Annotated in this window: 20 protein-coding genes; 4 read left to right on the top strand and 16 right to left on the bottom strand. The window is 70.5% G+C overall.

The window, feature by feature from the left end; genetic code table 11:
• Positions 1-92: 92 nt before the first annotated feature.
• The 16 genes from ACFYRY_RS12650 to rsmH form a co-directional block, all read right to left on the bottom strand.
• On the bottom strand, positions 93-1301 hold the full coding sequence (locus ACFYRY_RS12650; protein ID WP_389143188.1) for a DivIVA domain-containing protein: 1209 nt from the start codon (positions 1299-1301) through the stop codon (positions 93-95).
• Positions 1302-1347: 46 nt separating this feature from the next.
• Positions 1348-1632: a YggT family protein gene (locus ACFYRY_RS12645; protein ID WP_266440999.1), complete on the bottom strand. Its 285-nt coding sequence runs from the start codon at positions 1630-1632 to the stop codon at positions 1348-1350.
• Between the two features lie 72 nt (positions 1633-1704).
• Positions 1705-2364 (bottom strand): cell division protein SepF, encoded by a 660-nt coding sequence (gene sepF, locus ACFYRY_RS12640; protein ID WP_389143185.1) that lies wholly within the window; start codon positions 2362-2364, stop codon positions 1705-1707.
• Positions 2365-2493: 129 nt separating this feature from the next.
• Positions 2494-3213, bottom strand: a complete 720-nt coding sequence (locus ACFYRY_RS12635) for a YggS family pyridoxal phosphate-dependent enzyme (RefSeq protein WP_389143182.1) — start codon at positions 3211-3213, stop codon at positions 2494-2496.
• A gap of 6 nt (positions 3214-3219) precedes the next feature.
• The gene (gene pgeF / locus ACFYRY_RS12630; RefSeq protein WP_389143179.1) at positions 3220-3951 is read right to left on the bottom strand and encodes a peptidoglycan editing factor PgeF; all 732 of its coding nucleotides are present in this window, start codon (positions 3949-3951) and stop codon (positions 3220-3222) included.
• A gap of 10 nt (positions 3952-3961) precedes the next feature.
• Positions 3962-5167: a cell division protein FtsZ gene (ftsZ, locus tag ACFYRY_RS12625; protein WP_389143176.1), complete on the bottom strand. Its 1206-nt coding sequence runs from the start codon at positions 5165-5167 to the stop codon at positions 3962-3964.
• 283 nt (positions 5168-5450) lie between these two features.
• Positions 5451-6245: a cell division protein FtsQ/DivIB gene (locus ACFYRY_RS12620; RefSeq protein ID WP_389143173.1), complete on the bottom strand. Its 795-nt coding sequence runs from the start codon at positions 6243-6245 to the stop codon at positions 5451-5453.
• A gap of 25 nt (positions 6246-6270) precedes the next feature.
• Positions 6271-7368 carry an undecaprenyldiphospho-muramoylpentapeptide beta-N-acetylglucosaminyltransferase gene (gene murG, locus ACFYRY_RS12615; protein WP_389143170.1) on the bottom strand — a complete coding sequence of 366 codons (1098 nt, stop codon included), beginning with the start codon at positions 7366-7368 and terminating at the stop codon, positions 6271-6273.
• Between the two features lie 6 nt (positions 7369-7374).
• Positions 7375-8730: a putative lipid II flippase FtsW gene (gene ftsW / locus ACFYRY_RS12610; protein ID WP_389143167.1), complete on the bottom strand. Its 1356-nt coding sequence runs from the start codon at positions 8728-8730 to the stop codon at positions 7375-7377.
• A 90-nt stretch (positions 8731-8820) separates the two neighbouring features.
• Complete coding sequence (gene murD / locus ACFYRY_RS12605; RefSeq protein ID WP_389143164.1) at positions 8821-10269, bottom strand: UDP-N-acetylmuramoyl-L-alanine--D-glutamate ligase; 1449 nt, start codon at positions 10267-10269, stop codon at positions 8821-8823.
• Positions 10251-11339 (bottom strand): phospho-N-acetylmuramoyl-pentapeptide-transferase, encoded by a 1089-nt coding sequence (gene mraY / locus ACFYRY_RS12600; protein ID WP_389143761.1) that lies wholly within the window; start codon positions 11337-11339, stop codon positions 10251-10253. Before mraY ends, murD begins: the two co-directional genes overlap by 19 nt.
• Positions 11339-12760 (bottom strand): UDP-N-acetylmuramoyl-tripeptide--D-alanyl-D-alanine ligase, encoded by a 1422-nt coding sequence (gene murF, locus ACFYRY_RS12595; RefSeq protein WP_389143161.1) that lies wholly within the window; start codon positions 12758-12760, stop codon positions 11339-11341. The genes mraY and murF overlap by 1 nt, the downstream gene beginning before the upstream one ends.
• A gap of 4 nt (positions 12761-12764) precedes the next feature.
• Positions 12765-14348, bottom strand: coding sequence for a UDP-N-acetylmuramoyl-L-alanyl-D-glutamate--2,6-diaminopimelate ligase (locus ACFYRY_RS12590; protein ID WP_389143159.1), 1584 nt, complete (start codon positions 14346-14348; stop codon positions 12765-12767).
• Positions 14349-14555: 207 nt separating this feature from the next.
• On the bottom strand, positions 14556-16535 hold the full coding sequence (locus ACFYRY_RS12585; RefSeq protein ID WP_389143156.1) for a peptidoglycan D,D-transpeptidase FtsI family protein: 1980 nt from the start codon (positions 16533-16535) through the stop codon (positions 14556-14558).
• On the bottom strand, positions 16532-17134 hold the full coding sequence (locus tag ACFYRY_RS12580) for a septum formation initiator family protein (RefSeq protein ID WP_389143153.1): 603 nt from the start codon (positions 17132-17134) through the stop codon (positions 16532-16534). Before ACFYRY_RS12580 ends, ACFYRY_RS12585 begins: the two co-directional genes overlap by 4 nt.
• Positions 17135-17219: 85 nt before the next feature.
• Positions 17220-18176 carry a 16S rRNA (cytosine(1402)-N(4))-methyltransferase RsmH gene (rsmH, locus tag ACFYRY_RS12575; RefSeq protein ID WP_389143150.1) on the bottom strand — a complete coding sequence of 319 codons (957 nt, stop codon included), beginning with the start codon at positions 18174-18176 and terminating at the stop codon, positions 17220-17222.
• A 495-nt stretch (positions 18177-18671) separates the two neighbouring features.
• On the opposite strand from rsmH, the gene ACFYRY_RS12570 reads away from it, so the two are divergent.
• The 4 genes from ACFYRY_RS12570 (at position 18672) to ACFYRY_RS12555 (ending at position 24295) form a co-directional block, all read left to right on the top strand.
• On the top strand, positions 18672-19220 hold the full coding sequence (locus ACFYRY_RS12570) for a beta-class carbonic anhydrase (RefSeq protein ID WP_389143147.1): 549 nt from the start codon (positions 18672-18674) through the stop codon (positions 19218-19220).
• Between the two features lie 289 nt (positions 19221-19509).
• Positions 19510-20544 (top strand): AAA family ATPase, encoded by a 1035-nt coding sequence (locus ACFYRY_RS12565; protein ID WP_389143144.1) that lies wholly within the window; start codon positions 19510-19512, stop codon positions 20542-20544.
• The gene (locus ACFYRY_RS12560; RefSeq protein ID WP_389143141.1) at positions 20544-21908 is read left to right on the top strand and encodes a DUF58 domain-containing protein; all 1365 of its coding nucleotides are present in this window, start codon (positions 20544-20546) and stop codon (positions 21906-21908) included. Before ACFYRY_RS12565 ends, ACFYRY_RS12560 begins: the two co-directional genes overlap by 1 nt.
• Positions 21905-24295, top strand: a complete 2391-nt coding sequence (locus tag ACFYRY_RS12555) for a DUF3488 and DUF4129 domain-containing transglutaminase family protein (protein ID WP_389143138.1) — start codon at positions 21905-21907, stop codon at positions 24293-24295. Before ACFYRY_RS12560 ends, ACFYRY_RS12555 begins: the two co-directional genes overlap by 4 nt.
• Positions 24296-24302 lie beyond the last annotated feature (7 nt).

Genomic DNA, 24302 nt, shown 5'->3' with positions numbered 1-24302 from the left:
AACGAGCGGGGCCCCGGATCGAAATCCGGGGCCCCGCTCTGAACGCTTCCGACATCTACGTCGTACTACCAACCGTCAGTTGCCCACCAACATCAGTTGTCGTCCTCGTCGATCAGGAAGCCACGCATCGGCGAGGGAGCCTGGCCCATCGACGACGGGCCCTGCGGCCGCACCGGCGCCATCGGCTGGGTCATCGCCGGTGACATCTGCTGCTGGCCGCCGTAGGACGGAGGAGCCGGAGACGGTCCGCCGCCCATCGTCTGGTTGCCGCCGTACGACGGGGCACTCGCACCGGCCGGAGCCATCGACGGCGCCGGGGACGGCGGCAGCGACGCGGCAGCCGGAGCCCGCGGCGGAGCCAGCGAGTCGTCGGCCTGGGTCTCCAGCTGACGCAGCTGCGACTCCAGGTACGACTTCAGACGCGTGCGGTACTCGCGCTCGAAGCCGCGCAGGTCCTCGACCTTGCGCTCCAGCGTGGCGCGGGCGGACTCCAGGGAGCCCATCGCGACACGGTGCTTCTCCTGCGCGTCCCGCTCCAGGGCGTCGGCCTTGGCACGGGCGTCACGCTCAAGACCCTCGGCACGCGAACGCGCCTCGCCGACGATCTTGTTGGCCTCGGAGCGAGCCTCGGCGATCGCCTGGTCGGCGGTCTGCTGGGCCAGCGAGAGGACACGGGCGGCGCTGTCGCCACCGGGGCCCTGACCGGGGCCACCCATCGGGCCGCCCATGGGGCCACCCATCGGGCCGCCCATCTGCTGCTGCATGGGGGGCTGGCCACCCATCGGACCCTGACCCATGGGGCCCTGACCCATCGGCCCCTGACCCATCGGCCCCTGGCCCATCGGACCGGGACCCTGCGGGCCGCCCTGGCCACCGCCGGAACCGGCGGGCAGCTGCGGCGCACCGCTCGGCAGCTGGGGCGGGCCACCCATGGGGCCACCCATCTGCTGCTGCGGCGGGCCCGATATGCCGGCCGGGACCGGAGCGCCGGGACCTCGCATGCCCTGCTGCGGCATACCCTGCTGCGGCATTCCCTGCTGAGGCTGCATGCCCTGTTGCTGTTGCTGCTGCTGCTGATCCTGCGGCGGTTCCGGAGGCTTGCGCATGTTCTGCTGGTTCTGGGCAGCAGCGCGCGTCGCCGCGGCCAACTTGGCGCGCAGGTCCTCGTTCTCGCGGAGCAGTCGGGTCAGTTCGGCTTCAACCTCGTCGAGGAAGGCATCGACCTCGTCCTCGTCATAGCCTTCTCGGAGGCGGACGGTCGTGAACTGCTTGTTCCGCACGTCCTCGGGGGTCAACGGCATCTCTTCACCTCAACGTAGTCGTCGGCATTCGGCAAGACCGTATCGTTCACAGCCGGCTCACGACGGAGATCAGGATGTAGACGATGATCATCAGTACGAAGAAGGACAGGTCGAGCGCCACGCCCCCGAGACGCAACGGCGGTATGACCCGCCGTAGAAGCTTGAGCGGTGGATCAGTGACAGTGTAGGTGGCCTCCAGAACGACCACCATCGCCTTGCCGGGCTGCCATGAGCGGGCGAACTGGAAGACGTAGTCCATGACCAACCGGAAGATGAGCACGATGAGGAAGCACATCAGCGCGATGTAGATGACATCCAGGACCACGCTCATTACTGGTGCTTCCCTCTCCCCTGTTTCCATGCTGCTGGGTACTGCTGGTACCGCGGTTTCCGGTCGTGCGTCTCAGCTCTGGTTGAAGAACCCGCCCTCTGCGATGCGGGCCTTGTCCTCCGCCGTGACATCGACGTTAGCAGGCGACAACAGGAACACCTTCTGCGTCACCCGCTCGATGCTGCCGTGAAGACCAAACACCAAACCGGCCGCAAAGTCGACAAGTCGCTTCGCGTCCGTGTCATCCATCTCGGTCAGATTCATGATCACCGGGGTGCCTTCACGGAAGTGTTCCCCGATGGTACGGGCCTCGTTGTAGGTTCGAGGGTGAAGTGTGGTGATCCGGTAAGGCTCTCGTTCGGACACGACCTTGGGCATGATCACCGGTGCGTTCTTCTCCAGACTTGCGCGTTCTTGTGTGATGGATGCCACGGGCGCGATACGCGCCGGGCGCCCGGATTCCGCGGCTAGCGAAGCGGGTCGGGGCACCGGCTCACGCGGCGCCGAAGGTTGTACCACTCGTACCGATTCATCCCTTTCAGGCTGAAGCGCCTGGTGGGGCTGGTGCGAGCCATGCGACTGGTGTGACGGCTCATGCCGTCGACGGTCCCGCTCGGGCTCCGGGTCCAGTTCGGGTTCGAAGTCGTCATCGGGATCAAATCCGCGACCGTCGTACCCATCGTCCTCCACGAGGCCGAGGTAGACCGCCATCTTGCGCATCGCGCCGGCCATGCTCTGAGTCCTCCGCTCTGTGGTGGATCGACTGACTACTGCCAAGTGCCCGCGATCCACGAGGTCGTTATGCCCGCTTTCCAGCGGTAATGACCATATTTTCTGCTGTGGTCCGACTTCTTGGCGACGTTACCCGAGCCTGGGGCGGACTCCGAGTACCGAGGTGCCAACGCGTACATGTGTCGCTCCGGCCATCACGGCCTCTTCGAGATCCGCACTCATCCCTGCCGAGACCATGGTGGCAGCAGGATGGGCTCGGCGCAGGTCAGTCGACAAATACATCAACCGCTCGAATGCCGCCTGTTGACGCCCGGCGAACTCCCCGGTGAGCGGCGCGACGGTCATCAGTCCGTCGAGCCGCAGACCCGGGGCCCCGGCGAGGAGGTCGGCCAACTCCGCGATCCCGCCCGGCGCCACACCACCTCGCTCCCCTCGTTCGTTCTCCCCCGCGTCGAGGGCGACCTGAATCAGACAGCCCACCTCACGCCCGGCCCGTACGGCCTCCTTGGACAGGGCCGTCACCAGCTTGGAACGATCGACGGACTGCACGAGATCCGCGTAACCGACCACGGATCGCACTTTGTTGGTTTGCAACTGGCCTACGAAATGCCAGGAAAGCGGCAGATCCGCACATTCGGCAGCCTTGGGTGCCGCGTCCTGGTCACGGTTCTCGGCCACGTGCCGCACGCCGAGCTCCGACAGCATCCGCACATCGCTCGCGGGATACGTCTTGGTGACCACGATCAGGGTCACCTCCGCACGCTCCCGCCCGGCGGTCGCGCACGCGGCGGCGATGCGCTCCTCCACATTCGCCAGATTCGCGGCGAGTTCGTCCTTACGTTCCCTCATGCACCATCAGTCCAGCCAGACATAGCTCGCGAGCCGTCCCGTGGTCCGGTCGCGGCGATACGAGAAATGGTCCCCCGACTCCAGCGTGCACACCGGCGACTGCTCCCGGTCGCGCACCCCGAGCCGTTCGAGTTGCGCGTGCACTCCGGCGGTCACGTCCACCGCCGGTGTGCCCCAGCTCGTCTCCGCGTGCGCCGCCGGTTCGACGGCGGCGACCTCGGCCCGCATCTCCTCGGGCACCTCGTAGCACCGGCCGCAGACGGCGGGTCCGGTGCGGGCGACGATCCGGGACGGTTCGGCGCCGATGTCGATCATGGCCCGGACGGCCGCCGGGACGACGCCGGCGACCATCCCGGGACGACCCGCGTGGACGGCGGCGGCCACCTGGGCGACCGGGTCGGCGAGCAGGACGGGTGTGCAGTCGGCCGTGAGTACGGCGAGGGCCACGCCTCGCCGGGCGGTGACGACCGCGTCGACCGTGGGGACCGCTGGAGCGGAGCCCTCGGGTCCGTCGACCACCCGGACGTCCGTCCCGTGCACCTGGTTCATCCAGACCACCTGGGCGGGGTCGAGGCCGAGGGACTTGGCGGCCAGGGCACGGTTGGTCCGTACGGCCTCGAGGTCGTCGCCGACCGCCGGGCCGAGGTTGAGCTCCTCGTACGGAACGGCGCTCACCCCGCCCCACCTGTCGGTGAAGGCGAAGTGCGCGCCGCTCACGGTGTCGCGCTGTCTTATCACGTCAGGATGATCACTTGAGGAAGTCCGGTACGTCCAGTTCCTCGGCCGCGCTGTCCGTGTAGGACCGGGACGGCGGAACCGGCGGGGAGACCTGGATGTCGGCCACCGGCTCCGGAACGGGCTCCGGCTCCTCCTTCGGCATGACGCTGCCGAGCGAGCCGAAGCTCGGACGGCTCTCCTGCCGGACCGGAGTGGCCTCGTCCCGGCGGGCCGGGGCGGACGAGGAGGACGACGCCGAGCCGAGGACATTCTCCCGGCGGGCCGGCGGCTGGCCGCCGTCGAAGCCGGCCGCGATCACGGTGACTCGCACCTCGTCGCCGAGCGCGTCGTCGATGACCGCGCCGAAGATGATGTTGGCCTCGGGGTGGGCCGCCTCGCTGACCAGCTGGGCCGCCTCGTTGATCTCGAAGAGACCGAGGTCGCTGCCGCCGGAGATGGACAGCAGCACGCCCCTGGCGCCGTCGATGGAGGCTTCCAGCAGCGGCGAGGAGATCGCCATCTCGGCCGCCGCCACCGCGCGGTCGTCGCCGCGGGCCGAGCCGATGCCCATGAGGGCCGAACCGGCCTCGGACATGACCGACTTCACGTCGGCGAAGTCGAGGTTGATCAGGCCGGGGGTGGTGATGAGGTCGGTGATGCCCTGAACACCGGAGAGCAGGACCTGGTCCGCCGACTTGAACGCGTCGAGGACGGAGACCTGGCGGTCCGAGATGGACAGCAGCCGGTCGTTCGGGATGACGATGAGGGTGTCGACCTCTTCGCGGAGTTCGGCGATGCCGTCCTCGGCCTGGTTCGCGCGGCGCCGTCCCTCGAAGGTGAACGGGCGCGTGACCACGCCGATGGTGAGGGCGCCGAGCGTGCGGGCGATGTTGGCCACGACGGGCGCGCCGCCGGTGCCTGTGCCACCGCCTTCACCGGCCGTCACGAAGACCATGTCGGCCCCCTTGAGGACCTCCTCGATCTCCTCACGGTGATCCTCGGCGGCCTTGCGGCCGACGGCCGGGTTGGCTCCGGCGCCGAGTCCTCGGGTGAGTTCACGGCCGACGTCGAGCTTGACGTCGGCGTCGCTCATCAACAGCGCCTGTGCGTCGGTGTTGATGGCGATGAACTCGACACCCTTGAGACCGACTTCGATCATCCGGTTGATGGCATTGACACCACCGCCGCCGACACCGATGACCTTGATGACTGCGAGGTAGTTCTGCGGTGCTGCCACGTCGAAGGCCTCTCGCCTCGAATTACGTTGTCGCCGCCTCACGGGTGTGAACCCGTGGTCCGACGACAGATGCCGAATGGGACGGTCCATAACGCCGACCCGAACCCTAACGCTGAAGTTTAGGGTTACCAGTGTGTCTGTTCCCTGGAGTCTTCTGAACAGGACACTAAGTCGACAAGTGGCGCGCGTTCAACGAACACGCCGAACCTCCCGTTTTTCTTTTCACCCTATGTGATCAGGCGTAGCGCTGCCCAACCAGGGTGCTGGCCTGCGCGGATGTGCGTCAACTCCCCGATGACGCAGGCGCGGTGGGGGCGCTGACATCGAAGTGCCGCGCGCCGGGGGTGGCTTTCATGAGAGCTGTGAGCGTACGGGCCTTGACGGAACCCTGCTCTCCGCTACCCCACGCGACGGTGCGACCGCCGCCCAGGTCCAACGAGATGTCGTCGTACGACAGCACCTTGACGGTTCGGGTGTCGCGGGCGACGGCGTCCGGAAGCGCGCCGGCGACCCGGACCGCCTCGCGCACCAGCCGCCCCTCGCCGAAGCGGCGCAGGCTCGCGGCGCGTGAACCCGGCTGAGAGAGCGTCAATTCGAGTACCGGGACACCCTTCGGAGCCTGCGGAACGGTGGCGAATCGGACGCCTTCTTCGTCCACTTCGACGAAGTTTCGACCCTTTTGGACAAGGAGAACCGGAGTGCGCTCAGTCACGTTCAGCCGGATTTCATGGGGCCAGGAACGCACTGCCTCAACCGCGTCAATTCGGGGCAATTTCCGGCGCAGTCGTGCCTCAATCGCGTCGGTGTCGACGGAAATCAACGGCTCCCCGACCGGTACGTCGGCCGCCTCGCGCACCTGCGCGGGGGTCAGCACCCGGGTCCCGGAGACGGACACCTCTTCCGCTCGCAGCCACTGCGAGCCGTACAACAGCCAGACGGTGCCCGCACCGAGGAGGACCAGCGCGAGAGCGAGAATGATGATCATACGAAGGCGGGGCGGCGTGAACCTCCGGACGGGCGGCGGGCCGGACGACTTCTGCTGGCGTTCACCGCGCTCGGCGGTCGTCGATCCGGCCACGCTCCCTGCCTTCCCTCATACGTGCCTAGCGGCGTGCACGACTGGCGTTGATCGCCTCGTACACCATGCCCACGAGCAGGTCGTCGGCGTCCCGGCGGCCGAACTCGGCGGCGGCGCGGGACATCTGGTACAGCCGGTGCGGGTCGGCGAGCACGGGCAGCACGTTCTGCTGGACCCACTGGGGGGTCAGTTCCGCGTCGTCGACCAGCAGTCCGCCGCCGGCCTTGACCACCGGCTGGGCGTTCAGCCGCTGTTCGCCGTTGCCGATGGGCAGCGGGACATAGGCGGCCGGGAGCCCGACGGCGGAGAGTTCGGCGACGGTCATCGCGCCCGCGCGGCACAGCATCATGTCGGCAGCGGCGTACGCGAGGTCCATCCGGTCCACGTACGGTACCGGGATGTACGGGGGCATCCCAGGCATCTGCTGCACCTGCGGCAGTTCGTTCTTCGGGCCGACCGCGTGCAGGACCTGGATTCCGGCCTGCTGGAGCCAGGGCGCGACCTGCTGGACCACCTCGTTGAGGCGGCGGGCGCCCTGCGAACCGCCGGAGACCAGCAGCGTCGGCAGGTTCGGGTCGAGCCCGAAGGCGGCGCGGGCCTCGGGGCGCACGGCCGCCCGGTCGAGGGTGGCGATGGCCCGGCGCAGCGGGATGCCGATGTAGCGGGCGTCCCGCAGCTTGCTGTCGGGGGTGGAGACGGCGACCTTGACGGCGTACCGGGAGCCGATCTTGTTGGCGAGGCCGGGCCGGGCGTTCGCCTCGTGGATGATGATCGGCACCCCCAGGCGCTTGGCGGCGAGATAGCCGGGCAGCGCCACGTAGCCGCCGAAGCCGACGACGGCGTCCGCCCTGGTGCGCTCCAGGATCTGCTCGGCGGCCTTGATCGTGCCGCGCAGCCGGCCCGGGACGGTGATCAGCTCAGGGGTGGGCTTGCGTGGCAGCGGCACCGCGGGGATGAGCGCGAGGTCGTAGCCCCGCTCCGGTACGAGCCGGGTCTCCAGGCCGCGCTCCGTGCCCAGGGCCGTGATCCCCACGGTCGGGTCCTGCCTGCGCAGGGCGTCCGCGAGGGCGAGCGCGGGCTCGATGTGGCCGGCGGTCCCCCCACCGGCGAGTACGACATGCACCGAAATTCACCGCTCTCCGGACGAGCGCGCCGCCGAGGCACGCCGTCGCATCGTGTTCCATCTCCGAGGCCCCCGCACAGGGCCCCCCGCGCGCTTTCTACCAAAGCGGCTCTGCCGCATGGAAAGCGCCATCCGCGCAGCGGGGTCCTCACGCGCGAAGGCGATCAGGAGCCCGATGGCGAACATGGTCGGCAGCAGGGCGGACCCCCCGTACGAGAACAGCGGCAGGGGGACACCGGCGATCGGCAGCAGGCCGAGCACCGCACCGATGTTGATCACCGCCTGCGCGGTGATCCAGGTGGTCACACCTCCCGCGGCATACCTCACGAAGGGGTCCTCCGTGCGTCCGGCCACGCGGATACCCGCATAGCCTAGAGCCGCGAAGAGGGCGAGCACCGACAGCGTCCCCGCCAGGCCCAGTTCCTCACCGGTCACGGCGAAGATGAAGTCCGTGTGCGCTTCCGGGAGTTGCCCCCATTTCTCCACACTCGCCCCCAGCCCGGACCCGAACAGCCCGCCGCTGGCCAGGGCGTAGATGCCGTGCACGGCCTGCCAGCAGTCGGCCACTCCGGACTTCGGTTCGGTGGCCCCGATGCACTGGAGCCGGGCCATCCGGTTGGGGCTGGTCTTGATGAGGATCACACCGAGGGTGGCGGCGACCGACAGCACCCCGACGAACAGCCGGGTCGGGGCGCCCGCCAGCCACAGCACGCCGAACAGGATCGCGGTCAGGATGATCGCCGTACCCATGTCACCGCCGAGCATGATCAGTCCGAGCAGCATGAAGGCGACCGGCACGAGCGGCACCAGCATGTGCTTCCACTGGGACAGCAGCTTCCTGTCCTGCTTGCGGGCCATCAGGTCGGCGCCCCACAGCACCAGGGCGAGCTTGCCGAACTCGCTGGGCTGGATCTGGAAGGAGCCGCCGAGCGAGATCCAGTTCTGGTTGCCGTTGACCGACATCCCTATCCCCGGCACCTGCACCAGGGCCATCAGGAAGACGGCGCCCGCCAGTATCGGGTAGGCGAGTGCCCGGTGCAGCTTCACCGGCATCCGGGAGGCGATCAGCAGCAGCACACCGCCCATCACGGCCGCCAGGAGCTGTTTGCGGAAGAAGTAGGAGCCCGGCAGGGACATCTGCAGCGCCGTGATCTGGGAGGCCGAGTAGACCATCACCAGACCGAGCACGGTGATCAGCAGACTGCCGCCGAGGATCAGGTAGTACGCGGTGAGCGGCCGGTCCCAGGCGCGGCGGGCCCGCGTGTACAGACTGAGGAGCGGGTTCTCGCGCACCGTACGGGGAGCGGCGGGCCGCGTCACCCTCCGCTGCACGGGCGGCCGCCCGGTACGGCTACCGGACATCGGCGTCCTTGCTGTACGTCCGCCACGTGTGCGTGGCGGGGTTCGCGAGTCCCACGCGTCCCTCCCAGGGTCGCCCGGCGGGCGGCCGGGTCATAGGGGGTGTCTGGTGCCCTCGGCGCCGAGCTCGCGAACCGCCTCCGCGAACGCGTCACCGCGCTTGTTGTAGTTGGCGAACATGTCCATGGAGGCACAGGCCGGGGCCAGCAGAACCGTGTCGCCCTCGACCGCGAGCCGCTGCGCCTCCTGGACTGCCTGGAGCATCGCCCCAGTGTCGGTCCGGTCGAGGTCGACGACGGGTACTTCCGGCGCGTGTCGCGCGAGGGCTTCGCGGATGAGGGCGCGGTCCGCGCCGATCAGGACGACCGCGCGAAGTCGCCGTGCCGACCTGGCGACCAGCTCGTCGAAGGACGCGCCCTTGGCCAGCCCGCCGGCGATCCAGACGATCGACTCGTACGCCGCCAACGAGGCTTCTGCCGCGTGGGTGTTGGTGGCCTTGGAGTCGTCGATGTACGTGACCCCGGCCACGTCGGCGACGTGCGCGATGCGGTGGGCGTCCGGGGTGAAGGCCCGCAGGCCGTCCCGTACGGCCGCGGCGGGCACCCCGTAGGCACGCGCGAGAGCGGCCGCCGCGAGGGCGTTGGCGATGTTGTGCGGGACCGGCGGGTTGACGTCGGAGATCTCCGCCAGCTCCTGGGCGTTCTTCTGCCGGTTCTCCACGAAGGCCCGGTCGACCAGGATGCCCTCCACCACACCGAGTTGGGAGGGGCCGGGCGTGCCGAGGGTGAAGCCGACGGCTCGGCAGCCCTCCTCGACGTCGGCCTCGCGCACCAGGTCCTCGGTGGCCTTGTCGGCGACGTTGTAGACGCAGGCGACCTGATTGCCCTCGTAGATGCGGCCCTTGTCGGCGGCGTACGCCTCCATGGAGCCGTGCCAGTCGAGGTGGTCGGGGGCCAGGTTCAGGACGGCGGCGGAATGGGCGCGCAGGGAGGGTGCCCAGTGGAGCTGGTAGCTCGACAGCTCCACGGCGAGGACGTCGTACTGCTCCTCGCCGAGCACCGCGTCCAGCAACGAGACGCCGATGTTGCCGACGGCTGCCGTGCGCAGGCCCGCCGCCTTGAGGATCGAGGCGAGCATCTGGACGGTGCTCGTCTTGCCGTTGGTGCCGGTGACCGCGAGCCACGGAGCTGCCGGCCGTCCTTCCCGGCCGCGCAGCCGCCAGGCGAGTTCGACGTCGCCCCACACCGGGACCCCGGCCTGCGCGGCGGCCGCGAACAGCGGCTTGTCCGGCTTCCAGCCGGGTGTGGTGACGATGAGTTCGGTGCCCTGCGGCAGGGTCGCGCCGTCGCCGAGGCGCACCGTGATGCCCAGGGCCTCCAGTTCGGCGGCCTGGGCACGGGCCCGCTCGTCGTCGCCGTCGTTGACGACCGTGACGACGGCGCCGAATCCGTGCAGCACCTTGGCCGCCGGGATGCCGGAGACGCCGAGTCCGGCGACGGTGACGCGTTTCCCCTGCCAGTCGGTCACTTTTCCGCCGCCCATCCCGCGTAGAAGAGGCCCAGTCCGACAATCACACAGATGCCCTGAATGATCCAGAAGCGGACCACGACAAGGACTTCGGACCACCCCTTTAGTTCGAAGTGGTGCTGGAGTGGCGCCATACGGAAGACCCGCTTGCCGGTGAGGCGGAACGAGCCGACCTGGATGACGACCGACATGGTGATGAGCACGAACAGGCCGCCCAGCAGGGCGAGCAGCAGCTCGGTGCGGGAGCAGATCGCGAGGCCGGCGAGCACACCGCCGAGCGCGAGCGAACCGGTGTCCCCCATGAAGATCTTGGCGGGCGAGGTGTTCCACCACAGGAAGCCGAGGCAGGCGCCCATCAGCGCGGAGGCGACGACCGCGAGGTCGAGCGGATCACGCACCTCGTAACAGGCGCCCGGGTTCGTCAGGGTCTCGCCGTTGGCGCAGGACTCCTGGTACTGCCAGACACCGATGAACGTGTAGGCGCCGAAGACGAGCACGGAGGCGCCGGTGGCCAGGCCGTCGAGGCCGTCCGTCAGGTTCACGCCGTTCGACATCGCGAGGATCATGAACAGCGCCCAGACCACGAACAGCACGGGGCCGATCGTCCAGCCGAAGTCCGTGATGAAGGACAGCTTGGTGGAGGCCGGCGTCTGTCCCCGGGAGTCCGCGAACTGGAGCGAGAGCACCGCGAAGCTGATGCCGACGATCAGCTGGCCGGCCATCTTCGCCTTGGCCCGCAGACCGAGCGAACGCCGCTTGACGATCTTGATGTAGTCGTCGAGGAAACCGACCATGCCCATGCCGACCATCAAGGCGAGGACCAGGACACCCGAGAAGGTCGGAGGGGGCGTCTTGGCCTCCCCGAGGCCGGTGAACACCTTGGACAGGAAGTACGCGGCGACCGTCGCCAGGATGAAGGCGATACCGCCCATGGTCGGCGTACCGCGCTTGCTGCCGTGCGTGCGCGGGCCGTCGTCGCGGATGTACTGCCCGTACCCCTTGCGGGCAAGGAGCTTGATCAGCAGCGGGGTGCCGACCAAGGTCAAGAAGAGGCCAATGACTCCTGCGAACAGGATCTGCTTCATCATCGGGCGGAAACCTCACCCTCGGCACCGGTCTCGACGAGCGCCTGCGCCACGCTCTCGAGCCCGACCGACCGGGACGCCTTCACGAGTACGACGTCTCCTGGGCGCAACTCGCTGCGCAACAGGTCGATCGCCGCCTGTGCGTCGGACACGTGCACCGACTCCTCACCCCACGAACCCTCGTTATATGCGCCCAGTTGCAGCCAGGACGCTTCCCTGCCCCCGACCGCGACGAGCTTGCCGACATTGAGCCGGACGGCCAGCCGTCCGACCGCGTCGTGCTCGGCGAGCGCCTCGTCCCCGAGCTCGGCCATCTTGCCGAGCACCGCCCAGGTCCGGCCCCCCTTTGCCTGTGAGGCTTTGCCCATTGCGGCGAGCGCACGCAGGGCGGCTCGCATGGACTCGGGGTTCGCGTTGTAGGCGTCGTTGACGATCGTCACGCCGTCCGGGCGCTCGGTGACCTCCATACGCCAGCGGGAGAGGGAGCCCGCCTCGGAGAGCGCGGTGGCGATCTCAGCTACGGACATGCCCAGGACGTGGGCGACGGCGGCCGCGGCGAGCGCGTTCGACACGTGGTGCTCACCGTACAGGCGCATAGTCACATCGCTTGCACCGGAGGGTGTGTGAAGCCTGAAGGCGGGCTGTCCGTTGTCCGTGAGTCGCACGTTCTCGGCGCGTACGTCCGCTTCGCCGGACTCTCCGAAAAGGATCACCTTCGCCTTCGTACGGGACGCCATGGCCCGTACGAGTGGATCGTCGGCGTTGAGGACCGCGGTGCCGTCCTCCGGCAGGCTCTCGACGAGTTCGCCCTTGGCCTGCGCGATCTGCTCGCGGCCGCCGAACTCCCCGATGTGCGCGGTGCCGACGTTGAGGACGAGGCCGACCTTCGGCGGGGTCAGGCCGGCGAGGTAGCGGATGTGGCCGATGCCGCGGGCGCCCATCTCCAGCACCAGGAACCTGGTGTCCTCGGTGGCGGACAGGGCGGTCAGCGGCAGCCCGATCTCGTTGTTGAGCGAGCCCGGCGTCCACACCGTGGGCGCCTCGCGCTGGAGCACCTGGGCGATGAGGTCCTTGGTGCTGGTCTTGCCCGCGGAACCGGTCAGCGCGACCAGGGTCGCGCCGAGCCGTCGTACGACATGACGCGCGAGGGCGCCGAGTGCCGTCTGGACGTCGTCGACGACGATCGCGGGTACGCCGACGGGGCGGGACGCCAGTACGGCGACCGCGCCCGCTTCGACGACCGCGGGTGCGAAGTCGTGGCCGTCCACCCGCTCGCCCGCGAAGGCGACGAAGAGGCTGCCCGGCTCCACCTCACGGGAGTCACGGACCACCGCTCCGGTGACCTCGACGGACGGGTCCGGTATGTCGTGCGTCTGCCCGCCGACGACTGCTGCGATCTCGGCGAGGGAGAGGGCGATCACAAGTTCATCCCTGGGTCTTCTGGATAGCTTCGCGAAGCACCTGGCGGTCGTCGAAGGGACGGACCACGCCGGCGATGTCCTGGCCCTGCTCGTGCCCCTTGCCCGCGACCAGCACGGTGTCCCCGGGCCGCGCGCGGGACACCGCGGCGGCGATCGCGGCTGCCCGGTCCTCGAAGACCTGGACCTCGCCGCGTTCGTGTGCCGGTACGGAGGCCGCGCCCTGGAGCATGGTCGCGAGGATCGCGAGGGGGTCCTCGGAGCGGGGGTTGTCGGAGGTCAGCACCGCCGTGTCGGCGTGCCGGGCCACGGCGGCGCCCATCGGCATCCGCTTGGTCGTGTCCCGGTCGCCGCCGCAGCCGAGCACCACGTGCAGCTGCCCCTCGGTGACCTTGCGCAGGGCGCGCAGCACGGATTCGACGGCGTCGGTCTTGTGGGCGTAGTCGACGACCGCGAGATACGGCTGCCCGACGTCCACCCGCTCCAGGCGGCCCGGTACGCCCGGCACGGCGGCGATGCCGTCGGCGGCGGTCTGCGGGTCGAGGCCGGCGGCGGCCAGGGTGGCGATCGCGGCGAGGGTGTTGGCCACGTTGAACGGCCCGGCGAGCGGCGAGCGGGCGGTGATCCGCTCCTCCTTGGGGCCGATCGCGGTGAACGTCGAGTCCAGGGGCCCGACTTCGACGTCCTCGGCACGCCAGTCGGCGTCCGGGTGGCCCTCGGCGGAGAAGGTGACGACCGGGACGGTGGCTTCCTTGATCAGCCTGCGCCCGTACTCGTCGTCGAAGTTGACCACGCCGAGCCTGCTGCGTTTCGGCGTGAACAGCCGCGCCTTGGCCTGGAAGTAGTCCTCCATGCCGGAGTGGAACTCCATGTGTTCCGGGCTCAGGTTGGTGAAGACACCGAGGTCGAAGACACAGCCGTCGACCCGCCCCAGAACCAGGGCGTGGCTGGAGACCTCCATCGCGACCGCCTCGACGCCCCGCTCGCGCATGACCGCGAACAGGGCTTGGAGATCGGTGGCTTCGGGGGTGGTGCGCTCGGACTTGATGCGCTCGTCGCCGATCCGCGTCTCGACGGTGCCGATCAGACCCACCCGGTGCTCTCCACCGCCCTCCGCCGACGACGCCTCGCGCCGTCCCCTCTCGCCGGTGGTCCAGGCCGCCCGAAGGCCGCCCTCGACGAGGTAGGCGGTGGTGGTCTTGCCGGAGGTGCCGGTGATGCCGATCTGCAGCAGATCGCGGCCCGGGTGGCCGTAGATCGTGGCCGCCAGTTCGCCCATCAGCGCACGCGGGTCCGCGACGACCAGCACCGGCAGTCCGGTGGCGGCGGCCCGCTCGGCGCCCGTCGGGTCGGTCAGCACGGCGACCGCGCCGAGGCCGTCGGCCTGGGTGACGAAGTCGGCGCCGTGCAGACGGGCGCCCGGGAGGGCGGCGTACAGGTCGCCGGGGCGCACCGCGCGCGAGTCGTGGGTGATGCCCGTGACCTCGGCGTCGGCCGGGCCGGCCGGCATGTCGGCACCCAGTTGATCGGCGAGCTCCGCGAGGGGTGTGGCGGAGACCTGGACCGGGCGGGGCGGTCCCAGATATGTCACGGGTGCGCCCTTCTGGGTGGTTCGGGGCTGATCAGGGTGTGGCACGGCGGTGAGCGTACCGGGCGCACCGGCCTCGGAGCGAAGTGAGGGGCCGGGCGTTGCCTGGTTCCCGGAATCGGGGGTGATCGTTGTCACGAGGTGGTTCCTGGGTGCTCGGTGCTGATCAGGACGTGGGGTCCTGACTGGTCGGACCAGGGGCCCGGCCGGTCAGGGTTTGTAGGTGACCGGGAAGCTGACGGCCTTGGCCCCGGTCGGCGGGACCTGCAGCGACTTCAGGGCGAACTCCATGACCTGTTTGTAGACGGGTCCGCAGATCTGGCCGCCGAAGTAGCTGCCCTTGGTGGCGTTCTGGATGGCGCAGTAGACGGTGACGCGGGGCTTGTCGGCGGGCGCGAATCCGGCGAACGAGGAGGTGTAGCCCTTGTACTTGCCGGTGGCCGGATCTACGCGGTTGGCGGTGCCCGTCTTGCCCGCGACCCGGTACCCCGGGATGCGCGCCTCGATGCCGGTGCCCTCCTCGTCGTCCACGACGGACTCCAGCATCTTGGCGAGGGTCTTGGCCGTCCTGGCACTGACGACCCTTGTCTCCTTGGGCTTCGCGGCGGGTGTGAAGCGTCCGTCCGGCCCCTTCGTGCCGCGTACCAGGGACGGTTCCAGGCGTACGCCGCCGTTGGCGATGGTGGAGTAGACGGAGGCGGCCTGCACCGCGTTGAGGGACACGCCCTGGCCGAAAGGAATCGTGTACTGCTGCGAGGTCGACCAGGTGCCGGGCGGCGCCAGGATGCCCTTCGTCTCGCCGGGGAAGTCGAGTCCGGTGTAGCTGCCGATGCCGAACTTGCGCAGATAGGAGTAGAGGACCTGGTTGGCCTGCCGCTGGGTCTTGCCTAGCTGGCCGGTGGCGAGGATGGTGCCGATGTTGCTGGACTTGGCGAGCACGCCGTTGAGGGTGAGGTACCAGGTCGGGTGGTCGATGTCGTCCTTGAACAGCCGGTCGCCGCGGTGCAGGCGGTTGGGCACGACGACATGCGTCTCGGGGGTGGCGGCGTGCTGTTCCAGGACCGCGGCCATCGACATGACCTTGGCGGTGGAGCCCGGCTCGTACGCGTCCTGGAGGGCGGCGTTGCCCATGTTCACCGAGCTGGCCTTGGACAGGTCATTGGGGTCGAAGCCGGGCGAGTTCGCCATGGCGAGGATCTCACCGGTGCGGGTGTCCTGCACCACCACATAGCCGCGGTCCGCCCCGGACTCCTTGACCTGATCCGTGATCGCGTTCTGCGCGGCCCACTGGATGTCCCGGTCGACGGTGAGCTCGACATCGCTGCCGGGCACGGCGGGCGTCTCGGTGGAGCCCACGGTCGGCACCTGGCGGCCCCCGGCCTGGGCGTAGCGGATCTTGCCGTCCTTGCCCGAGAGCAGGCCGTTGAGCTGCTGTTCGACACCTCCGGCGCCCTTGCCCTCGGCGTTGACCCAGCCCAGTATCCCAGCGGCGAGATCTCCGTTCGGGTACACCCGCTTGCTGGTGGGGACGGCGAGGACGCCCGCGAGAGCGTTGACGGTGCGCGGGTCGGTCTCGGCCTTGTCGGCCAGCGCCGCCTTCAGGTCCTTGATCTGCTTCCAGACCTGCGGGGTCTGACGGTAGGCGAGCACGGCATAGCGCAGGTTCGGGTTGGCGGGCCTGAGCTTCCTGACGAGCGTGTCCTGGTCGACCCCGAGGATCGGGGAGAGGAGGGCGGCCGCCTGCTCGGGCCCGTCGTCGACCTTCAGCTGCTTGCGGGAGAACAGCGTGGGGTCGGCGGTGATGGTGTACGCGTCCACGCTGGTCGCGAGGGACACGCCGGAGCGGTCGGTGATACCGCCCCGGTCGGCGGCCAGGGTGTAGCCGACGTACCGGTTCTGTTGGGCCTTGGCGGCGTATGTGCTCGCGTCGACGGCCTGCACTTGGAGCAGTCGTACGACGAAGGCGATGAGGACGAGGGCGAGGGCGAGGCCGACCATGCGCAGCCGCGGGCGGGGGCTGCCCAGCCGGATGGCGTTGGGGGCAGCGGGGCGGGGCGCCGGTCGGCGGGCCGGGCGGGCGCCGGGGCCCGAGCCCGGGCCACGCCGGGCGACCGGACGGGCGGGTCGCTCGGGACGGGCGGGGCGGGGCACGCGGCGGCGCGGCGGTTGCCTGTCGGACACTTCCGTCACCTGCCGGGGGTCGGAGTCGGGGTCGTGAAGGACGGGGCCGCCGAGGCCGGCCCGGCCTGCTGCGCGGGAACGGCCTGCCCGGCGGGGGCCGCGGCGGCGGGCACGGGCGTCCGGGTCGGCGCGATGGCCGCCGGGGCCGGGGTGCCGGTCGCCGGGGGCAGTTGGGGCTCCAGGCCCATCGCTTCGGGGGCCGGAGCGAGCGGGACGCGTACGGAGGCCGGTCGGGCGTCGGCTGCGGGGGTCGGTACGCCCTTGACGGTGCCGTCGGGGTTCAGGAAGGCCGGGTCGCCGCCCGGCACCATGCCGAGTTCACGGGCGCGGCGCTGGAGGGCTTCGGGGGCCGAGTAGGCGTCGATGTCCCGTTGCAGCGCCTGTTCCTCGTCGGTGAGGTTCGTCGTCCCCTTCTGCACGTCGTCGAGTGTGAACGAGCCTTCGGAGAGGGCGGAGTTCAGCACCAGCAGCCCGATCAGGCCACCGCCGAGCAGGAGCACCACCAGCAGGACGAACGGGGTGCGGGCGGCTTGGCCGGAGCCCGCCGAGACCGGGATGAGCCGTGCGAGCCGTGCGGCCCTGCCCCTCAGTCGGGGTCTGCTCCTCACTCGCCCTCCCCCTGCGTCCCGATGTCCGACCTGCCCGCCCCCGGGGCCGGGCCGCACACCGGACAGCCCCGCCCCTGCGTCTGCCTCACTCGACGTCCTCCCTGACGCGCTCGGCTCCGCGCAGTCGCGCCGGTGCCGCCCGCCGGTTCTCGGCGATCTCTTCCTCGGTGGGAAGTTCGGCACCACGCGTGAGCAGCTTGAGCCGCGGCTGGTAGCGCTCGGGGACGACGGGCAGCCCGGGCGGCGCGGTGGTGGCGGCGCCGGCCGCGAACACCTGTTTGACCAGCCGGTCCTCCAGCGAGTGGTACGACAGGACGGCGATCCGGCCGCCCACGTCCAGCGCCTTCACCGCGGCCGGGATCGCCCGCTCCAGCACGGAGAGTTCACCGTTGACCTCGATGCGCAGGGCCTGGAAGGTGCGCTTGGCCGGGTTGCCGCCGGTGCGCTTGGCGGCCTGCGGCAGGCTGTCCCGGATCAGCTCCACGAGCCGTGCGCTGTTGCTGAACGGCTCCTTCTCGCGCTCCCGCACGATCGCGGACACGATCCGCTTGGCCTGCTTCTCCTCGCCGTACGCCCTGAGGATCCGCACGAGTTCGCCCGGCGGATAGGTGTTCAGGACCTCGGCGGCGCTGATGCCGGTCGTCTGGTCCATGCGCATGTCCAGCGGGGCGTCCTGGGCGTAGGCGAAGCCTCGGTCGGCCTCGTCGAGCTGCATGGAGGAGACACCGAGGTCGAACAGGACGCCCTGGACGCGGGGCACACCGAGCCGGTCCAGGACCTCGGGCAGCTCGTCGTACACCGCGTGGACGAGGTCGGCGCGTTCCCCGTAGGGCGCGAGCCGCTCGCCGGACAGGCGCAGGGCCTCCTTGTCCCGGTCCAGGGCGACCAGCCGGGCCTCGGGGAACCTCGCCAGCAGGGCCTCGCTGTGGCCGCCGAGGCCGAGTGTGCAGTCGACGACCACCGCTCCCGGCCGCTCCAGGGCGGGCGCCAACAGGTCCAGGCACCGTCGGAGCATCACCGGGACGTGTCGGCTCTCTCCCACCTGTCGCCCGCCACCGCCCTTGCTCGAATGCGCTTCGCGCCCCATCGAATCTGGGCCCTCTCAGGTCCGGCGCGGGCCGTACGCACCGCCGGGTCCCCGCCCTTCCCCAGTTTCGCTGGGGGCGACCCCGGTGAAGGGGCGGCCTGCCGGCGCCGGGAGCGTCAGCCGACCGGGAGCGGGAGGAGGCCGAGCCGTACGTACGCGCCGCGCACGTGGGGAGATCTCCGGAAAATCGCCGGGATCTCCAGGGGAAAACAGTCCGCAGGGAGGCCTCGCCTCCCGCTTCGCGTCACTTTAGTCCACGGCCCCGCACGGTCAATCAACCGGCCTGCGCGTCGCGCTCGCGGGTGCCGTCGATACGGCGAAACGGGAAGAATCACTCGTACGGTCACACTCGCACCCCCCGTGTGGGTTAGCTCACAACAAGACTCAATGGCGTTCTTTGTCCACTCTCACGCCGGGCCCGATTCGAGCGTGACCAGTACCGTGATGCCTATGACGACTTCCGCATCGGTTCCCGCAGGTCCCGACGCCGCCATAGTGACTGACGGCACCGTCACCGACCGCCTCGTCGAGGCGAACGAGCGCTACGCGGCCGACTTCACCGACCCCGGCATGGACGCCCGACCCGTTCTGGGCGTGGCAGTCGTGGCGTGCATGGACGCACGACTCGACCTGCACGCCGCGCTCGGCCTGGAACTCGGTGACTGCCACACCATCCGCAACGCCGGTGGTGTCGTCACCGACGACGTGATCCGCTCACTCACCATCAGCCAGCGCAAGCTCGGCACCCGCAGCGTCGTCCTGATCCACCACACGGGCTGCGGCCTGGAGGCGATCACCGAGGAGTTCCGCACCGACCTGGAGATGGAGGTGGGCCAGCGTCCGGCCTGGGCGGTGGAGGCCTTCCGGGACGTCGAGCAGGACGTACGACAGTCGATGCAGCGCGTGCGGACCTCGCCGTTCCTGCAGCACACCGACGACGTCCGCGGCTTCGTCTTCGACGTGAAGACCGGACTGCTGCGCGAGATCGACCCCGCGTAGGCGTCCAACAGGCCCCGCGCGGTCGTCCGGCAGACCGCGCGAACGCTCGTGACCAACCGCCGCAGCTGTCGATTCGCTGTTAATTCCCGGCCCTCGCGCACTCAAAAGACCGCAAGCCCTGACATATCGCTGGCAGTTATCCACAGGCGAGTGACACGAAACGGTAACGGCAGCAAGAATGCGGGTGTGACGTCACGCGGAACTGTCCTCGTGTGGTGTCCGTGTTCCGGGGTGGGCCGGTCGCGCATCGAGTGCGTCGGCCCGGAAAGAACGGGCCGAGGAGGGCCGGGTGACGACCTATGACGATCGAGCGAGCCTCACTGATCTGACCGCCACTGTGGAGCGTGTCCGCAGTTCGGTGGAGGGTGTGATCGAGGGCAAGCCCGAGGTCGTACGGCTTTCGCTGACCGTACTGCTCGCCGAGGGACATCTTCTGATCGAGGATGTCCCCGGCGTAGGCAAGACCATGCTGGCCAAGGCACTGGCGCGGTCCATCGACTGCTCGGTGCGGCGTATCCAGTTCACGCCCGACCTGCTGCCCTCGGACATCACCGGGGTGTCCATCTGGGATCAGCAGCGCCGGGACTTCGAGTTCAAGCCGGGCGCGATCTTCGCGCAGATCGTGATCGGCGACGAGATCAACCGGGCCTCGCCGAAGACGCAGTCGGCGCTCCTGGAGTCGATGGAGGAGCGCCAGGTCACCATCGACGGGCAGACCTACGAGCTGCCCGGCCCCTTCATGGTGGTCGCCACGCAGAACCCGGTCGAGATGGAGGGCACCTACCCGCTGCCGGAGGCCCAGCGCGACCGTTTCATGGCCCGCGTCTCCATCGGCTACCCGAGCGCCGAGGCCGAGCTGCAGATGCTCGACATCCACGGCGGGGTCAACCCCCTGGACGACCTCCAGCCGGTGGCGCACGCGCACGAGATCCTGAAGCTGATCGACGCCGTCCGCGGCGTCCACGTCGCCGACCCGGTCCGCCGGTACGCGGTCGACCTGGTCGCCGCCACCCGCACCCACCCCGACCTCAGACTCGGCGCCTCCCCGCGCGCGACGCTGCACCTGCTGCGCGCGGCGAAGGCGTCCGCCGCCCTGAGCGGCCGGGAGTACGCCCTGCCGGACGACGTGCAGGCACTTGCCTCGGCGGTCCTGGCCCACCGTCTGCTGCCGACCGCCCAGGCCCAGCTGAACCGCCGTACGGCCGAGCAGGTCGTGCAGGAGATCCTGCAGCGCACCCCGGTGCCCGCCGCGCCCCAGCAGGGCGGCATCGGTCTGGGTCGCGGCGCGACCGCGCTGGGCTCGCAGCCGCCGCGGAGGCTGTGATGACCTCCGGGGGAACCGGGCCGGCCGAGGCCGACCGCGGCGAGAAGGGCGGGATGCGCACCGCGCTGGCCGGTCTGACCACCCGTGGCCGCTCCTTCTTCGCCGCCGGTGTCGCCGCGGCCATCTGCGCGTACGTTCTCGGGCAGCCCGACCTGCTGCGGGTCGGGCTGCTGCTGGCCGCGCTGCCGTTGATCTGCGCCACCGTGCTCTTCCGCACCCGTTACCGGGTGGCCGGCAGCCGCCGGCTCTCCCCCGGGCGCGTACCGGCCGGCAGCGAGGCCCGCGTCCACCTGCGGATGGACAACGTCTCGCGGCTGCCCACCGGGCTGCTGATGCTCCAGGACCGGGTGCCGTACGTGCTGGGTCCGCGTCCTCGCTTCGTGCTCGACCGGGTGGAGCCGGGTGGCCGCCGCGAGGTGTCCTACCGGGTCCGCTCCGACCTGCGCGGCCGCTATCCGCTCGGCCCCCTGCAACTTCGCCTCACCGACCCGTTCGGGATGTGCGAGCTGACCCGGTCCTTCTCGACGCACGACACCCTGACGGTGATCCCGCGCGTGGAGCCGCTGCCGCCGGTGCGGCTCAGCGGTGAGGCCAAGGGGTACGGCGACGGACGGCACCGCTCACTGGCGCTGGCCGGCGAGGACGACATCATCCCGCGCGGATACCGCTACGGCGACGACCTGCGCCGGGTGCACTGGCGCTCCACCGCGCGCTACGGCGAGCTGATGGTGCGCCGCGAGGAGCAACCGCAGCGCGCCCGCTGCACGGTCCTGCTGGACACCCGGGGCCTCGCCTTCGAGGGCGCGGGTCCCGACTCGGCCTTCGAGTGGGCGGTGTCGGGCTCCGCGTCGGTCCTCGTCCACATGCTGGAACGAGGCTTCTCGGTACGGCTGCTGACGGACACCGGCAACTCGGTGCCCGGCGAGGGCGCCGACGGGTTCGCGGGTGTGAGCCAGGGGACGGCGGACGCGGCCGGGCTGATGATGGACACCCTCGCGGTGATCGACCACTCGGACGGCGCGGGTCTGTCCCGGGCCTACGACGTGCTGCGCGGCGGCAACGAAGGACTGCTGGTGGCCTTCTTCGGCGACCTCGACGAGGAGCAGGCCGCGATCGCCGGCAAGATGCGGCAGCGCAGCGGCGGAGCGGTCGCCTTCCTGCTGGACAGCGACAGCTGGGTGCGGGAGCCGGGCGAGGTGTCCGACCCGTCGGACCGGGGCGGGGAGCGGCTGCGGATGTTGCGCGAGGCGGGCTGGACGGCGCTGAGCGTGCCCCGGGGCGCCTCGCTGGACGACCTGTGGCGCCAGGCGGAGCGGGAACGCACCGGGGTCGGTGCGTTCGGCACCGGGGAGGGGTGGTCATGAGCGGGCGGGTACGACTGGCGCTGTGCGCCTGGGCGGCCACGCTGATGGCCGCGTGCGCCCTGCTGCCGCTGGTCCGGCCGAGCACCTGGATCCTGCAGGCCGCGTTCCTGCTGGCGGTGCAGTCGGGCGTGGGGGCGGCGACCCGGCGGGTGCCGCTGGCCCGGCCGCTGACCGTGGCCGCGCAGGCCCTGGTCGCGCTGATGCTGCTGACCGTGACCTTCGCGCGCGAGCAGGCCGTCGCCGGGCTGGTTCCCGGCCCGGACACCTTCGTACACTTCGCCGACCTGCTGCGGCAGGGCTCGGACGACATCGCGCGGTACGCGATCCCGGCGCCGCTGGAGTCCGACGGCATCCGGCTGATGCTGGTCGGCGGAGTGCTGATCATCGGGCTCGCGGTGGACGCGCTGGCGGTCACCTTCCGCAGCGCGGCCCCGGCCGGCCTGCCGCTGCTCGCGTTGTACTCGGTCGCCGCGGGACTGTCCGACGGCGGCGCCGACTGGCTCTGGTTCCTGGTGGCGGCGGCCGGCTATCTGCTGCTGCTCCTGGCGGAGGGGCGGGAGCGGCTGTCCCAGTGGGGCCGGCTCTTCGGCGGGGCGGCACGCGTTCCGGGTGAGGAGTCCGCGGCGGTGGCGCCGGTGCGCACCGGGCGCCGCATCGGTGCGGTCGCGCTGGGCGTCGCCCTCGTGGTGCCGTTGGCGCTGCCCGCGATGAACGGCGGCCTGCTGGACGGCACCGGGGCGGGCGTGGGCTCCGGCCGTGGGGGCGGCGGCACCATCTCCGCGGTCAACCCGCTGGTCTCCCTGCGCGACAGTCTGAACGTGGACGAGGACCGGCAGGTGCTCTCCCTGCGCCCCGAGGCCGACACGGACGTCTCCAACCTCTATCTGCGGATTGTGTCACTGGACGACTTCGACGGCACGACCTGGAAGCCCGCCAAGCGGTCCATCACCGCCGTACCGAAGGACGGGTTCCCGACCCCCATCGGCCTCGGACCCGACGTCAAGCGCACCGAGATCGAGACGACCATCACGGCGGCCGACTGGTACGCCCAGGACTGGCTGCCGATGCCGTACCCGCCCAGCGGGGTACGGATCGGGGGCAACTGGCGCTACGAACCCGAGGGAATGACGCTCGTCGGGGACCACGGCCAGAACACCCGTGGTGTGACGTACGAGGTGAAGAGCCTGGACGTACAGCCGACGGCCGAGCAGCTCGCCTCGGCGCCGGCTCCGCCTCCGGCCCTGACCCGCGAGTTCACCGAGCTGCCGGACTCCCTGCCGCCCGTGGTGGCGGCCACGGCCCGCAAGGTCACCGCGAACGCGACGAACCCGTACGAGCAGGCGGTCGCGCTCCAGGACTACTTCGCCGTGACCGGCGGTTTCGAGTACGACACCCAGGTACAGGTCGGCAGCGGCTCAGAGGCGATCGCCCGCTTCCTGAAGGACAAGCAGGGCTTTTGCGTGCACTTCTCCTTCGCGATGGCGGCGATGGCCCGCTCCCTGGGCATACCGGCACGGGTCGCGGTGGGCTTCGCGCCCGGCTCCCCGCAGGCGGACGGGTCGGTGGCGGTCGGGCTGAAGGACGCCCACGCCTGGCCCGAGCTGTACTTCGAGGGCGTGGGCTGGACCCGCTTCGAGCCGACCCCGAGCCGGGGCACGGTGCCGTCGTACACCGTCCCGGACGCCTCCGGCAGTACGCTTCCGAACCCCTCGCAGCCGTCCGAGTCGGCGAGCACGGCGGCCTCCGCCGCCCCGTCGGCCAGCGAGACCTGCACACCGCAGCAGCGGAAGCTGGACGGCTGCGCGAGCCAGTCCCCGCAGGCCGCGGTCGCCGGGAACGACGACGGCCCGAGGTGGTACGTGCTGCTGGCGTGGGTCCTCGGTGGCCTGGCCGCCCTGGCGATCCCCCTGGCGCCGATGTTGTGGCGGCTGCGGACCAGAGCGGTACGGCTGGGCGGTCACGGCCGCGGCGAAGCCGATGTGGCGCTGAGCACGCTGGCGGTCTGGCAGGAGCTGACCGACACGGCGTGGGACGTCGGGATCGAACCCGACGAGTCGCAGACCCCGCGCACAGCGGCTGCCCGGATCGTCCGGCTCGGACGTCTCGACCCGGCGGCGGCAGCCTCGGTGCACCGGGTGGCGGACGCCGTGGAACAGGTCCTCTACGCGCCACGGCCGCGCCCGACGGCAGGTCTCGCCGACGACGTCCGCCGGGCGGCCGTGGGGCTGCGGAGCACGGTCAGTGGGAGCACCAGGCTGCGGGCGGTGGTGGCCCCGCGTTCCGCCATACGGGTGGTGTGGGCGTTGTCGGAGTGGTGGGCCGGTCTCGCGGCCCGCGTGGCGGCGGCTCGGCCGAGCCCGCGCAAGCCGTCGGGGCAGGAGAGCTGAGGCCACC

Origin of the sequence: Streptomyces sp. NPDC005263 (genome assembly GCF_042872365.1) — a bacterium.
GTDB lineage: Bacteria > Actinomycetota > Actinomycetes > Streptomycetales > Streptomycetaceae > Streptomyces.
This window is presented reverse-complemented; position numbering and strand designations above follow the sequence as displayed.

What these genes read in the sequence shown, in the direction of transcription:
- ACFYRY_RS12650 (WP_389143188.1), bottom strand. Translation starts at nt 1,301, where the DNA reads ATGCCGTTGACCCCCGAGGACGTGCGGAACAAGCAGTTCACGACCGTC.
- ACFYRY_RS12645 (WP_266440999.1), bottom strand. Translation starts at nt 1,632, where the DNA reads ATGAGCGTGGTCCTGGATGTCATCTACATCGCGCTGATGTGCTTCCTC.
- sepF (WP_389143185.1), bottom strand. Translation starts at nt 2,364, where the DNA reads ATGGCCGGCGCGATGCGCAAGATGGCGGTCTACCTCGGCCTCGTGGAG.
- ACFYRY_RS12635 (WP_389143182.1), bottom strand. Translation starts at nt 3,213, where the DNA reads ATGAGGGAACGTAAGGACGAACTCGCCGCGAATCTGGCGAATGTGGAG.
- ftsW (WP_389143167.1), bottom strand. Translation starts at nt 8,730, where the DNA reads ATGTCCGGTAGCCGTACCGGGCGGCCGCCCGTGCAGCGGAGGGTGACG.
- murD (WP_389143164.1), bottom strand. Translation starts at nt 10,269, where the DNA reads ATGGGCGGCGGAAAAGTGACCGACTGGCAGGGGAAACGCGTCACCGTC.
- mraY (WP_389143761.1), bottom strand. Translation starts at nt 11,339, where the DNA reads ATGAAGCAGATCCTGTTCGCAGGAGTCATTGGCCTCTTCTTGACCTTG.
- ACFYRY_RS12570 (WP_389143147.1), top strand. Translation starts at nt 18,672, where the DNA reads ATGACGACTTCCGCATCGGTTCCCGCAGGTCCCGACGCCGCCATAGTG.
- ACFYRY_RS12560 (WP_389143141.1), top strand. Translation starts at nt 20,544, where the DNA reads ATGACCTCCGGGGGAACCGGGCCGGCCGAGGCCGACCGCGGCGAGAAG.
- ACFYRY_RS12555 (WP_389143138.1), top strand. Translation starts at nt 21,905, where the DNA reads ATGAGCGGGCGGGTACGACTGGCGCTGTGCGCCTGGGCGGCCACGCTG.